This window comes from Peribacillus deserti (assembly GCF_002863585.1).
Lineage (GTDB): Bacteria > Bacillota > Bacilli > Bacillales > DSM-1321 > Paraperibacillus > Paraperibacillus deserti_A.
In genome coordinates this window covers 33,890-47,802 of sequence record NZ_PGUY01000071.1, presented here as the reverse complement: position 1 = coordinate 47,802, position 13,913 = coordinate 33,890, and the positions used below count along the sequence as shown (strand labels likewise).

Here is a 13,913-nt window from a genome sequence, read left to right as displayed (position 1 = left end):
CTCCTCGGCTTCGCCTGTGGGGTCTCACCTGTCCCGCTGCTCCCGCAGGAGTCTCGCACCTTACGTTCCAATCGACCTGACTGAAACAATAGGGTGACGTAACAAAACATATTAAAAAACAACAATCTTTTAGAAAAGAGCCTAAATAAAAAAGGCTGATATGCCGTTTCTTCTTAAGAGTATGAGTTGAATAATACATGTTAATATGCTAGAATCAAGCACAACATATAGTATTGTTGAAACGATTTCATAACTAAATATAGATGTTCAGTGCTGGTGTCCTTTCATAGGACTTAATAGGGAATCCGGTTAAATTCCGGAACTGTCCCCGCAACTGTAAATGTGGACGAAATAAGAGCACCACTGTATAAGAGGCTTAACGGTTCTTATATGGGAAGGTCTTAGAGTAGAGCGAAGCATGAGTCAGGAGACCTGCCAGGGCTGAACGATAGTTTCGATTCTTCGGGGATTTGAGAGGATGAAACGGTGGTATAATCTGGTTGTTTATGACCTGAAATTTTCATTCTGCTATCGTTTGATCCGCTCATATCCTGAGCGGATTTTTGTATTTTACGGGTTTTATTCTTTTGGATATGTACTGTAAAAATGATGGGAGAGAATTCAAATGAATCATACAGTTGAACATGGAACCGCTGCTGCCTTGCTGGAACAGTTACAAGAAAAGTTTACATCGTTATCCTTTGATCCTCTGCTAAAAAAAGCACGGGAAAGAAAATCCTTTTCTGCCATACTGGACGAACTAGCTTTAGACTGCCTGGCCGAAATGTCGGAGCTTGCACCAGAATGGACTTTCGCAGCAGCACGGATCCATCTGGCAAAAATGTACTCAGAGGCCAGACAGAATAGAGGCAGTCACACTGACTACGGCTCTTTTTATGTACTCATAGAGGAGCTCTCTTCAAGAAAGATATATGACGGAGATTTATTAGGGTTTTATTCCCGGGAAGAGATCGATTTACTTGGTACTTTTATAGAACCCTCCAGGGATCATTATTTTACTTACATAGGAATTAAAATGCTGTCTGACCGGTATCTTGCAAGAAGCCATTCCGGCGATCTATTTGAGCTTCCTCAGGAACGATTTATGGTCATTGCCATGACTTTAATGAAGAAGGAAAACAAGAACAAGCGCACAGCCCTTATCAAGGAAGCTTACTGGGCGATGAGCCATTTATATATGACGGTGGCGACTCCAACCTTATCAAACGCCGGAAAGAACTGGGGTCAGCTGTCAAGCTGCTTCATCGATACAGTGGACGATAGCCTTCAGTCCATTTATAACAGTAATACCGATATAGCCAACCTTTCCAAAAACGGCGGCGGCATCGGGGTTTATTTAGGCAAAATCAGAAGCAGGGGAAGCAATATTAAAGGGTTTAAGGGGGCTTCCTCCGGTGTTATTCCTTGGATGAAGCAGCTGAATAATACAGCCGTAAGTGTGGACCAGCTTGGACAGAGGCAGGGAGCAATCAGCGTCTATCTCGATGTATGGCATAAAGATATTTTCTCGTTTCTGGATGCAAAGCTTAACAACGGTGATGAACGGTACAGGACCCATGACCTCTTTACGGGCATCTGCATTCCTGATTTGTTTATGGAGCAGGTGGAATCCCGCGGGGACTGGCATCTATTAGACCCCCATCAAGTACGGGACATAATGGGCTTCTCTCTGGAGGATTTTTATGATGAGGAAAAAGGGGAAGGCTCCTTCAGAAAAAAATATGAAGAATGCGTAAGTAATGAAAAACTATCGAAGACCATTGTTCCAGCCATTGAAATTATGAAATCGATTATGAGGAGCCAGTTGGAAACGGGAACGCCTTTTATGTTTTACCGCGATGAGGTAAATCGGAAGAATCCCAACAGCCACCAAGGACTGGTTTATTGTACAAATCTATGTACAGAAATCACCCAAAACCAAAGTGCGACTATTCAAACGGAAGAGCGGTTTAGAGATGGGAAAATTATTGTTGAGAAAGTGCCAGGCGATTTTGTAGTCTGTAATCTATCCTCTATTAATCTAGCAAAAGCAGTCCCTGCAGGCGTGCTGGAAAGACTGATTCCCATTCAAGTGAGGATGCTAGATAATGTGATTGATATCAATACGATTCCTGTTGTGCAGGGAGAAGTGACCAATAAGAAATACCGTGCTATTGGCCTGGGAACATTCGGGTGGCATCATTTGCTTGCCCTGGAAAAGATCAAATGGGAGAGTGACGAGGCGGTTCATTACGCGGACGAGCTTTATCAAGAAATCGCATATCAGGCAATAAAAGCAAGTGTGGAGCTTGCCCGGGAGAAAGGCGAATACCCAGTTTTTCGAGGGTCGGATTGGGAGAGCGGAGAATATTTTTCAAAACGGGGCTATCATACCAAAAAGTGGAGAAGTCTTATGCAGGATGCTCAGGAAAGCGGCTTAAGAAATGGCTATATAATGGCTGTTGCCCCAAACGCCTCGACAGCATTAATTGCGGGAAGCACTCCGAGCATAGATCCTATTTTCCGCAAGTTTTATTCGGAAGAAAAGAAGAATTACAGAATCCCTGTTACTGCACCGGATTTAAACGAGAATACGACCTGGTACTATAAGTCAGCGTATCTTCTGGATCAAGAGTGGAGCATTAAGCAGAATGAAGTCCGCCAGAAGCATATTGACCAAGCCATTTCGTTTAACTTTTACATCCCTAATACGATTAAAGCAAAAGAATTGCTGCACCTGCATCTGACAGCCTGGAAACGAAATCTAAAAACAACTTACTATGTGAGATCCACTTCTTCCGATATAGAAGAATGTGAATCCTGTTCAAGTTAAGAAGGGGTGAATCAAATGAAAGAATCGAATCTTATCAAAAGGGCTATTATGGACAAAGAAGGTCCGAATCGATCAACAGGGATTATTAATGGAGAGAGCTCGAATATATTAAACTGGGACGATGTCCGGTTCCCCTGGGCTTATCCAAAATATAAAAAAATGCTCGCCAATTTTTGGACACCGTTTGAGATTAATATGTCACAGGATATGAAGCAGTTTCCTGAGTTAACGGAGGAAGAAAAAGACGCTTTTTTGAAGATCATCGGACTCCTGGCTTTGCTTGACAGCATCCAAACCGATTATGCGGGTAAGGTTTCAGAGTATATAACCGATTCAAGCCTGTCTGCATTAATGATCATTCTTGCCCAGCAGGAGGTCATCCATAATCACTCATACTCCTATGTGCTATCGAGTCTTGTTCCCAAGGGGGTACAGGATCAAGTATTTGAATTCTGGCGCACTGAGCCCATTTTAGAAAAAAGAAATGACTTTGTTACAAATGGATACAGGGACTTTGCCGAAACACCTTCAATTGAAAATCTTCTTAAATCTATCGTGTACGACGTGGTATTAGAAGGCTTATTTTTTTACTCGGGCTTTGCTTTCTTTTACCATCTGGCCAGAAACCAGAAAATGGTGGGTACCAGCACTATGATTAATTATATCAACCGGGATGAGCAGCTTCATGTGGATTTATTCGTTAAGATATTCAAAGAAATACTGGCTGAAAATCCTGGACAGGATACAGAGGAGCTGCGGAATTTTGTAGTGGACACCTTTAAAAAAGCCGCGGAGCTTGAGATTGAGTGGGCCCGGTACATAATCGGGAACCGTATAGAAGGGATAGCCATCACTGATGTAGAAGATTACATCAAGTTCTACGCCAATGTCCGAGCCAACCAGCTGGGCTGCGAAAGGCCCTTTGAAGGCTATCGCACCAATCCGCTTCGCTGGATTAAAGCATATGAAGATGCCGATCTCGGGAAATCAGATTTTTTTGAACAGAAGTCGAGGCAGTATGTAAAAGTGAACCACATGGATAATGGGTTTGATGAGCTTTAGGGGGATGGGGACCTGCATGTCTGATATATAGAAGAAGTTCGTGTTACTTCCCTGTCAGCTTGGGTAATATTTGCGCTGGTCTCTTAGGGGTGAACATTCTACGTTGACAGGAAAACTGTTTCATAAATTGGTTGTAACCACTCTTTTAAGATGGCTGTTTTTCGCAAACTTTGTTGTTAGAACAAGGGGGTTGATTTCCACTACAGGATGCTCGCTTTCCGCGGGGCGGGCGCCCGAGCCTCCTCAGCTTCGCCTGTGGGGTCTCACCTGCCCCGCTGCTCCCGCAGGAGTCTCGCGCCTTACGTTCCAATCAACCTGTATAACAATAGGGTAGGTTCACAGGACTATTAAAAAACAACAATCTTTTAGAAAAGAGCCTTTAAGATTAAAGGTATTTCATTATTCGGTTTTATAGTGTATGCCGCTACCCGGTAACTACATGATTCCGCGAAACTATAAAACGAGAACTGTGGGCTTTTTTAACAGCAAAACCGCTATTTTGGGGGCTGAACCATACTTTTGGTTCCCTTTTTTAATACCTTTAGCTCCGAGCTTCTAGAAACATGCGTTTTGGAAGAGGTTTTTTTACAAAATGTTTAGAATCGGTTGATACAGCATGGTTTTATGCTTCACTTTATGGAAAATATGCTTAAGTTCAGAAGGTTTATGCTTACGTTTTTAGGTTTTATGCTTATGTTTTGAACGTTTATGCTTATCTCTCTTTATCCAATGCTTATGTATGATGCTTTATGCGTATCCAGATGCCTTTATGCTTCATTTTAGAGGAATATGCTAATCTTTGGATAAGAATGCTCTTTTTAATGGCAATGCTCTTAAATCAAAATAGTAAAATGGCTGCCGAAACACTCTCGACAGCCTGAGAGGGTTACTTCCCTCTCTTTTTCATGATGGGACGCAGTACTATTCATCTGAGGCGGCCAAGAAATTTAACTAAAACTCATAAAAGTAGGAGTTAGCCACATAAAAAGTTAAGATAGCCACATAAATCCGAAATTAAGCCACATAAAACTGTTGTTTAGCCACATAACATGCATTCGCTGCTAAAAATCACAGCGTCGTATAGGTCGTCACCCGCAAAAAGTGCTGACAGCACACTAATTCCACTCAAAACCCATTTGTTTTTTTATAATCTTCGGGTATTGTTCGAGCTCGTTAAGAATTCTGGCCCTGCCTTTCTCGCTTTGTTCCCACTTATAGGGAACGATCTCTCTATGGTCTTGGAGTGGTAATATATCGATTACTTTGTCATCGTTAGCATAAATTGAAGCCAGCAGGTAGAATCGTCTGCAGAAGAAGGATTTTCCGGCTAATAAAATGTTTTTATGATGGGAGCCGTTAAGAAATTCAAAAGCCGATTTAATAACACGATCAACACCTAAACCTTTGATGGTTCGAATTGGCATCAGTTTTTCCCCTTTAATTCCCTCTGCTATTAAAAGCGGGGCATAGAATTCATATTCACTGCAGTTCAAGAATGAGTTAACGACTTCTGGAATCATTATTAAATGAGCTCCGTATTTTCTATAGTAATTCACTAGCTGCTCGTTTAATTCTGGAAAGTGACCTGGATGGTACAGAATAACGTCAGGCCTTTCAAACAGGTGCATGTTTTCCATAAATACCATTTCACTTATACATTTTAATGCTGCGTTATTCACTGCTACCTGCCTAACTAACAGCAGAAGCCCTCACATAAATTCCAACTCTTTTATATAGGCTGTTTTCTAAAGGATTATTGTTTTTCGAGATGTTTTTCCTTATCGAACCAGTTGATTGCAGTGGAAGGTGCGAGACTCCTGCGGGAGCAGCGGGACAGGTGAGACCCCACAGGCGATACGCCGAGGAGGCTCACCGCACGCCCCGCGGAAAGCGAGCACCTGGAACGGAAATCAACCTGCCATTAAAAAGCAACAAACTTTGCGAAAAGAGCCTCTCTATAAAAAAGGAACTCCGTTTTTATTATGTTTAAGCTGTTTATCGAGCCAGAAGGTTCCGAACGGAATGAATGATAAGAATGTTGCCCAGATGGCCCAGGCAAAGGACCACTTTTTAAGCATCATTACGGCTGCTACGAGAATAACGAATCCAATAAATAAGAAGCCATGCATTCCCCCGGTTACTGTAACCGCCATCGGCATGTCGGCCCAATATTTTAATGGCATAGCAATGAGCAAAAGTACGAGATAGGAGACACCTTCCAGAATAGCAAACGCTCTTAGCAGACCTATTAGTGGCAAAACGATTTCCCCCTTATCAGTATGTATAAGAGTAGTTTATCAAGAAATTATCGTGATTAATCCTATTTATTGTAAAAATTAAATAAAGCCACACATCTGCTGTTTTCTGCATGATTATTCTTTTTTCGCTACAATAATTTGAGTTCCTTGTTCTTTTATGATTCTTAACTTGTCTTCTGAAGTCTCTTCGTCTGTAATAATGTAATTCAATCTGGAAACCGGAAGAATTTTTGCAAACGAGGCAGTTCCAAATTTTCGGTGTCCCATAAGACAGATCACGGTTCTTGATTGTTCTGCGATCAGGCGGGCTCCCAGTGCAACCTCGGGAGTTGCCGTGCTTAAACCTGTTGCGGTAAGGCCTCCTCCTGTCAGGAAGCAGATATCCAGGTTAAAGTGCCGGATGAATTCGTGAGATAATGCATCTGTTATATTACCTGATTTCTTGACTTTGCCGCCAATCAGGTAGAGATCGATATGCTCCTCTTCACGGAGGGAATCCGCAATTTTTACCGAGTTTGTTACAACAGTGAAGTGGATATCACGCGGAAGGAATGGAAGCATGGCATAATGTAGGGAAGCTCCGCCTATAAAAACGGTATCCTGGTCTTTGATCTGTGACGCCGCATAATTTGCAATGGCCTGGTCATATTCATTTGCTTCACTATACCGAATGGAAGGCGGTGAAGGGATAACTCTAGTTTGCTGTAACGGGATGGCTCCGCCGTGTGTTCTTTTTAAAAGCCCTTCTTCTTCCATAGAGGTTAAATCACGTCTGATGGAGTCGATTGATACATGGAATAAGTCCGCTAATTCCTTTGCAAGCACGCGTTCATTCTGGGTTAATAGCTCCATAATCTGCTTTTTTCTTTCTTCAGAAAACATAAAAAACCCTCCCTTTTTAGTTGGATAATAGTAACTATATTCCTATTATTGCTGCATTATGCTGTTTCGTCAATCTCGTTTTTGCTGTTTTTTAAAAAATCATTCTTGTTTATGCATGAAAAAAACAAAGCTGCCTAAGCAGCCTTGTTTTTACAAGCCGATTGATTTTTTAATTTTGACTAATTCCGCTTTAGCCAGGATTCGTGCCTTTGCCGCGCCGGATTCCAATATCTGATCGATGAGTTCCTTGTTATCAAGAAGCTCTCTATATTTTTGGCGGGCCTCTGCCAATTCCCGGTCAATAACTAGGAATACTTCTTTTTTTACGTCTCCCCAGCCAATCCCGCTCTTATATTTTTCACGGAGCAGATCGATTTCTTCTGTAGAAGCAAATTCTTTATAAAGCTGAAATAGGGTAGAACCATGGGGATCCTTCGGTTCGGAAGGAGCAGATGAATCTGTTTTAATTTTATTAATCAGTTTTCTTAATCTAGCTGGTTCCTCGAATAAAGAAATGGTGTTGCCGTAGCTTTTGCTCATTTTTCGCCCGTCAAGCCCCGGCAGCAGCTCGGTCTCTTCCTGGATGACGTACTCGGGCAGCTTAAGGGTATCTCCGAAAGTACGGTTGAAGTACTCGGCTAAGTCCCGGGCATATTCAACATGCTGAATCTGGTCTTTGCCGACGGGAACCTTATCTGATTGGAATAACAAGATATCAGCAGCCATTAGAATGGGATAACTAAACAACCCCATATTCACTCCGTGGTCTTTGTCCAATCCTTCCGTGCTATTTCTGTCTACTGCAGCTTTGTATGCATGAGCTCTGTTCATCAGCCCTTTTGGTGCCACACATGAAAGAATCCAGTGAAGCTCCATAAGTTCTGGAACATCCGATTGTCTATAAAAAATGACCTCTTCGGGATTTAATCCGAGTGCCAGCCATGTTGCTGCAATTTCATAGGCGTATTGTCGAAAGAGTACAGGATCCTGTACAGAGTTGAGTGCATGATAATCAGCGATAAAATAGATTCCCTGGTTTTCTGCGGAGGCTGCCATTCTAAGCGCAGGTTTAATGGCTCCGATATAATTTCCTAAATGAGGGGTGCCAGTAGATTTTATTCCAGTAAGCACTACAGGTTTTGTCATGATTATTCCTCCAGCATGGACTTTTGATAAAAATAAAAAAGGGCCTCTCATCCAAAAAGGACGAGAAACCCGTGGTACCACCTTAATTAGCCCAAGGAATGCTCCCTAAAGGCTCGCTTTGCAACTGTAACGGAGTCACCGTCAAAGCCTACTTCATCAAAGGTTCGGTTTGAAGCTCGAAAGCCCATTCCATACCCAGCATACTGATTTCCACCAGCCATCAGTTCTCTAATGAGACGCCCATCTTTGTAAAAGGGTCCCTAAATGCTAAAAGTATGTACTATTCTTTGTCATCGCTTTTTCTATAGATACACCTATTATATTCATTATACCTATGGATGTGAAGAGTAATTCACCGCCGGGACCGCGGAAAGACCACAAATTATAGGTGCGAAAAGAAAAGTGAAACAATTAATCCAAAGGAAGCAATCAGTCCGACAAGCGGACCTCCTTCTTCAAAAGCCTCCGGAAGCATTGTGGAACACACCATGGCGACTAAACCGCCTGCGCCAAATGCCCCGATGGAAGCGATTACTGATTCAGAGCTGTTTTTCAGAAACACATAGCCAAGGACAGAACTGACCGCGGAAACGATCACAACACTGCCCCATAAAGAGAGGACTTTACCTTTGGAATATCCATCAGCCCGGAGGCCGGCGCTGCTTGATAGAGATTCCGGAAAGTTGCTTATAAAGATTGCGGCAATAAATACAAGGTTAACAGAACCGCTTGCAATCGTGCTGATTCCGATGACAATGGATTCAGGAATAGCGTCCATTAATGTCCCTAGAAAAATGGCTAATCCGGAATGATTCTCCGTTTTCTTACTGGATCGCTTTCTCTGGCGGCCACCTTTTCTGACTATGAGAAGCTCTGCTGCTATAAAGACAACCGATCCGGCCATAAATATCAGAGAAGTAGCTTTAATTCCGCTGTGTTCAACACCTTCCATTAGAAGGTCAAAACAGGAAGTTCCAATTAATATTCCAGTTCCAAACGCCATGATGAAACCTATGATTTTTTTTGGCAGATTGAAGTATATCGCTATAAGTGAGCCGAAGAATAGCGACAGACTAGCAAATCCGCCCCACAATGCAGCATTCAGCAAACGATCCGCCTCCCAATAGTTATAACCTCATTATTATTTATATTTTCCCCTTGTTTTAGAAAATACAATCTTACTTTTTTCAGCTAAGGAGTAATTTACGGTATTCTATAAGAAGGAAGAACGGAGTTTATACCGAATTCCAAAAGGGAGAAAGAAAATTGAGGTGAAGACATAAATGGAAAAAATTATTCTAAAAGGGCAGAGAGCAAAATTGATTCCGCTTGAGCAGTCACACATTGACGAGCTTTTTGCAGCTGCTGAAAAACCTGATATCTGGAGTTATATGTCCACTGATATGAAAGATAGGGCTGCTATGGAGAGTGTTGTCCTAACAGCTCTTAATCAACAAAAAATTGGCCAGGAAATGCCATTTACGGTTATCGATACAGAGACGGGCAATGTTGTAGGGAGCACCCGGTATTTAAATGTTTCACTGCCCAATAGGTCCCTTGAAATAGGATGGACGTGGTATAATCCTTCCGTGTGGAGAACCAGACTTAACACGGAATGTAAATACTTGTTGTTATCCCATGCTTTTGAAGGACTGGGTATGAATCGGGTACAGTTCAAGACGGATTCAAGAAACATTAGATCCCAGAATGCGATATCAAGGCTTGGTGCGGTAAAAGAAGGAGTCCTTCGCAATGACCGCATTATGCATGACGGCTATATTAGGAGTTCAGTCGTTTTCAGCATCCTGAAAGAAGAATGGCCTCAAGTAAAACTTCTGCTGGAATCATTTCTAAATCCAGCTGAATAAATCAGGATCTGCAAGAGTTACCGGTTGGCGGGCATCCCGACAGCCTTTTTTTATCGGCCCAGTGCTCTGGTGAAAAATAATTCCTGGGAGTTTAAAAAGAGTGGGAAAAAGGGAACTAACTAATTAATCTATTAGAAAAGGTGAAACCCTATGAAGTATAAAAAAGCCATGCTATTGTACAATGGGGCTGCTGGTCAAAATGATTTAGATAAAACGCTGGGTTCATGCATTCCTGCAATTGCTTCGGAAGTAGAGGAGCTTTTTTTAATAGCCACCCAAAAGCCTGATCATGCTAAAGAAATTTGCAGGGAGCGCGGAGAGGAAATGGATGCGGTGTTTATTCTAGGCGGTGACGGGACTGTCCATGAGGCGGTAAACGGAATTGCCTCCCTTGATAGAAGACCAGTGCTTGGCATTCTTCCAAATGGTACATGCAATGATTTCAGCCGTACAATGAATATTCCCCAGGATATCAAAAAAGCATCACAGGCACTAATGGAGGGTGACATTATTGAAGTAGATGTAGGAAAAGTAAATGACAGCTATTTTCTCAACTTTTGGGGGATAGGGCTCATTACTGAAGCGTCCTCTAATATTGATCCGGACCAAAAGAAAAGGTTTGGGAAATTGAGTTATTTCCTAAGTGCACTTAAAACGTTCAATGAGATAGACCCTTTTCCATTTAAATTAACGTATGACGGCAAAATCCTGGAAGATTCCGCCGTTATGATTTTAATAATCAATGGTAATTACATAGGAACTAATGCGCTCCCATTCCCTAATATCCAGACAAATGATGGGTTATTTGATATTGTCGTAGTGAAAAACTCGAGCCTGGCCTTATTCAAAGAAATCTTAAGCCTCAAGCGGGCCTGGCCTGATGGAGAGATTGAAAATTCTGAGCTTATTTACATGCAAGCCAGAAGTCTAAAAGTTGAAACAGAAAAAACGATGAAGGCAGATTCAGATGGGGAGGTCTATCTTGAAACTCCTGCTGAAATTGTAAACTTAAAACAGCACCTCAAAATGCTATCCGTTCCTTTATCCGTGTAGGTATTTTACTAGAATACTTTTTTAATAATTAAATAATTTATTAATTCGGTGAAAACGGTGTTATGAAAAAACAGAGAACATTTGGGATTAAATTACCATTTACACTATCAGTATTTTAAGATAATATTTTGATTATCATAATATACGCTTAGTCCATTGAGCGGGGGAACCGATTATCGTAATGTTTTACATTACTAGGGGTGAATCCTTTTTTAAAAAAGGAAGGGCAATGTTCTCATGTCCGAATCCGACAGCTAACCTCGTATGCAGCTAGAAGGGAACATCATGCAGCAATAACTGCACTGAGAGGCCCTCAGTGTATTTTTTTTTCCTTTTAACTGGTACGAAGCGATATATAACAGCATAGAAAGGGAGATGAGCATGAAAAAAATTAGCCTGGCCTGGCAGATTTTTATCGGGCTGGTTTTAGGTATTACGGTCGGCGCGATATTCTTTGGAAATCCAGAGGTCGAGACTTACTTAAAACCAATAGGGGATATATTCCTTCGATTGATTAAGATGATTGTAGTGCCGATTGTTATTTCCAGTATTATCGTAGGGGTTGCCGGTGTTGGCGATACCAAAACTCTAGGTAAAATCGGCGGCAAAACTCTTCTTTATTTTGAAATCATTACAACACTGGCAATCGTAATCGGCCTTCTTTCAGCTAATATCTTCCAGCCGGGAGCGGGTGTTGATAGAAGTGCACTTACCAAAACGGATATCAATTCGTATGTAGATACAGCCGAAACATCGGCCCATCATTCATTTGTAGAAACCTTCGTGAATATCGTTCCTACAAATCCAATACAAGCATTGGCCAATGGCGACATGCTTGCCATTATCTTCTTCTCTGTTATGTTTGGGCTTGGAATCGCGGCAATCGGGGAAAAAGGGAAGCCTGTACTTAATTTCTTCAGGGGCACTGCCGATGCGATGTTCCACGTAACGAACCAGGTTATGAAGCTTGCTCCTCTTGGTGTATTTGCCTTAATTGGGATTACTGTTTCCAAGTTTGGATTAAGCTCATTGATTCCACTAGGAAAACTTGTTTTAGTGGTTTATGGAACGATGATCTTCTTTGTAATCGTAGTTCTTGGTATTGTTGCTAAGATGTGCAACTTCAGCATTTTCAAGCTTATTAAATATCTTAAGGATGAATTAATTCTTGGATTTTCAACATCAAGTTCTGAATCTGTACTTCCAAGGCTCATTGAAAAAATGGAGAAGCTTGGCGTACCGAAGTCCATTACTTCGTTTGTTATTCCGACTGGGTATTCCTTTAACCTGGATGGATCGACTTTATACCAGGCACTTGCTGCAATCTTCATTGCGCAAATGTACGGGATTCATATGAGCATAGCAAGTCAGATCACACTCCTTCTGGTACTGATGGTTACCTCGAAAGGAATTGCAGGAGTGCCGGGAGTTTCGTTTGTAGTACTCCTAGCCACATTAGGAACAGTCGGCCTTCCAGTTGAGGGACTAGCCTTTATCGCCGGAATTGACCGTATCCTGGATATGATGCGTACATGTGTGAACATTGTAGGGAACTCCCTTGCATCTATAGTAATTGCAAGATGGGAAGGCTACAAAATAGACAAAAATGCAGACCAAAAAGCAGCATAACAGGAAGCTTGTGCCGGAACACCCGGCGCAAGCTTTTTTTTATGGGGACAGTCCCCCATTTCCCGGCTCAATTACAAGGTTTCCCCGATACTAAAAGCGAGAAAAAGAATTATTTCCCGACGCTAAGACTAGCTTAAAACGCTGCCTTTCATAAGCTTTGGTGCTGCGCCGGCAAAACCCATTCAATCCCAGGGAATGATTTCATGTGCAGGCCAGTGACTGTTCTCAGCTAGAGACCACTATGTTACAGTAGACATGAAGAATTAAAAATGTACCCCGGGGGAGCAGGTAATGTGGAACATGTATGGATGTATCTAGTATTAGGGGCCATAATCGGTGTAATGTCCGGGTTGTTTGGAATTGGGGGAGGGATGTTTCTGACCCCCATTCTGCTGTTGACGGGGGTTTCTCCGGTAGAGGCTATCACCATAAGCCTTTTTTATACAACGGGGACTTCTGTCTCAGGAATGGTCGGGCACATTCGGTTGAAAAATACCCGCATCCGCCGCTCGCTGATCATCGGGGCAAGCGGTATTGCAGCTACCCAGGCCGCACAGCCCCTTGTTTTATGGACAGAGAAAAAAGGTTTTGATGATACCGTCATTCCGTTATTTTACCTAGTGCTATTATTATATTTTGCATATACCATGCTTAAAAAAGGCAGAGTGCGGTCCGTAAGCAGCAATCAGTCAGTGGTGGTCCGCAGGCCGATACTAGCTTTGATAGTTATCGGTTTTTTGGGAGGCTTTGTTTCCTCTGCGCTGGGAGTAGGCGGAGGATTCATTATCGTTCCGCTCCTGATTACCATATTTGGCGAATCAGCAAAAAAGGCTGTGGGTACAAGTGTCGTTGGAGTTCTGATGATTGTATCGGCCGGTTTTGCAGGCTATGCCTTAACAACTGAATTTAACTTAAAGCTCTCAGTCACTCTTTTACTAGGGGGCCTGGCAGGTGCGCAGGCAGGAGTGAAAGCAATCCGCTTATTTTCAAGTGAAGAGATTAAAAAAATGCTGGGAATGCTCTATATTTTCACCATGTTCAGTGTGGGCTTCAAACTATTTGAACATAATGAAGCGGGGCTAGGTGTGATTAGTTTATTTGTAATAATAATATTCTCAAGAATTGGAATCCGGATGTTTTCTGGAAGAAAGAAGAAAAGAGAAGAGACTGTATAGAACTGTC

At 42.2% G+C, this 13,913-nt stretch carries 11 protein-coding genes, 2 riboswitches and 1 other annotated feature; of the genes, 6 read left to right on the top strand and 5 right to left on the bottom strand.

Annotated features, from left to right (window positions below):
• Window positions 1-257 precede the first annotated feature (257 nt).
• Window positions 258-454, top strand: a riboswitch (cobalamin riboswitch).
• A 171-nt stretch (window positions 455-625) separates the two neighbouring features.
• Complete coding sequence (locus tag CUU66_RS21215; protein ID WP_101645386.1) at window positions 626-2,833, top strand: ribonucleoside-diphosphate reductase subunit alpha; 2,208 nt, start codon at window positions 626-628, stop codon at window positions 2,831-2,833.
• A gap of 15 nt (window positions 2,834-2,848) precedes the next feature.
• Complete coding sequence (locus CUU66_RS21210; RefSeq protein WP_101645385.1) at window positions 2,849-3,895, top strand: ribonucleotide-diphosphate reductase subunit beta; 1,047 nt, start codon at window positions 2,849-2,851, stop codon at window positions 3,893-3,895.
• 1,115 nt (window positions 3,896-5,010) lie between these two features.
• Here the strand turns inward: CUU66_RS21210 and CUU66_RS21205 are convergent.
• From CUU66_RS21205 to CUU66_RS21185, 5 genes are all read right to left on the bottom strand, one after another.
• On the bottom strand, window positions 5,011-5,574 hold the full coding sequence (locus CUU66_RS21205) for a hypothetical protein (protein ID WP_101645384.1): 564 nt from the start codon (window positions 5,572-5,574) through the stop codon (window positions 5,011-5,013).
• A gap of 276 nt (window positions 5,575-5,850) precedes the next feature.
• Window positions 5,851-6,153 carry a DUF3817 domain-containing protein gene (locus tag CUU66_RS21200; RefSeq protein ID WP_257968093.1) on the bottom strand — a complete coding sequence of 101 codons (303 nt, stop codon included), beginning with the start codon at window positions 6,151-6,153 and terminating at the stop codon, window positions 5,851-5,853.
• Window positions 6,154-6,267: 114 nt separating this feature from the next.
• Window positions 6,268-7,035 (bottom strand): DeoR/GlpR family DNA-binding transcription regulator, encoded by a 768-nt coding sequence (locus CUU66_RS21195; RefSeq protein WP_101645382.1) that lies wholly within the window; start codon window positions 7,033-7,035, stop codon window positions 6,268-6,270.
• Window positions 7,036-7,185: 150 nt separating this feature from the next.
• Window positions 7,186-8,181 (bottom strand): tryptophan--tRNA ligase, encoded by a 996-nt coding sequence (locus CUU66_RS21190; protein WP_101645381.1) that lies wholly within the window; start codon window positions 8,179-8,181, stop codon window positions 7,186-7,188.
• A 53-nt stretch (window positions 8,182-8,234) separates the two neighbouring features.
• Window positions 8,235-8,484, bottom strand: a binding site (T-box leader).
• A 79-nt stretch (window positions 8,485-8,563) separates the two neighbouring features.
• The gene (locus CUU66_RS21185; protein WP_101645380.1) at window positions 8,564-9,289 is read right to left on the bottom strand and encodes a ZIP family metal transporter; all 726 of its coding nucleotides are present in this window, start codon (window positions 9,287-9,289) and stop codon (window positions 8,564-8,566) included.
• A gap of 175 nt (window positions 9,290-9,464) precedes the next feature.
• On the opposite strand from CUU66_RS21185, the gene CUU66_RS21180 reads away from it, so the two are divergent.
• From CUU66_RS21180 to CUU66_RS21165, 4 genes are all read left to right on the top strand, one after another.
• Complete coding sequence (locus CUU66_RS21180; RefSeq protein WP_101645379.1) at window positions 9,465-10,049, top strand: GNAT family N-acetyltransferase; 585 nt, start codon at window positions 9,465-9,467, stop codon at window positions 10,047-10,049.
• A gap of 150 nt (window positions 10,050-10,199) precedes the next feature.
• Window positions 10,200-11,102: a diacylglycerol/lipid kinase family protein gene (locus CUU66_RS21175; protein ID WP_101645378.1), complete on the top strand. Its 903-nt coding sequence runs from the start codon at window positions 10,200-10,202 to the stop codon at window positions 11,100-11,102.
• A gap of 135 nt (window positions 11,103-11,237) precedes the next feature.
• A riboswitch (cyclic di-AMP (ydaO/yuaA leader) is annotated at window positions 11,238-11,386 on the top strand.
• A 97-nt stretch (window positions 11,387-11,483) separates the two neighbouring features.
• The gene (locus CUU66_RS21170) at window positions 11,484-12,731 is read left to right on the top strand and encodes a cation:dicarboxylate symporter family transporter (protein ID WP_101645377.1); all 1,248 of its coding nucleotides are present in this window, start codon (window positions 11,484-11,486) and stop codon (window positions 12,729-12,731) included.
• A gap of 293 nt (window positions 12,732-13,024) precedes the next feature.
• The gene (locus CUU66_RS21165) at window positions 13,025-13,906 is read left to right on the top strand and encodes a sulfite exporter TauE/SafE family protein (RefSeq protein WP_101645388.1); all 882 of its coding nucleotides are present in this window, start codon (window positions 13,025-13,027) and stop codon (window positions 13,904-13,906) included.
• The last annotated feature ends 7 nt before the right edge of the window (window positions 13,907-13,913 follow it).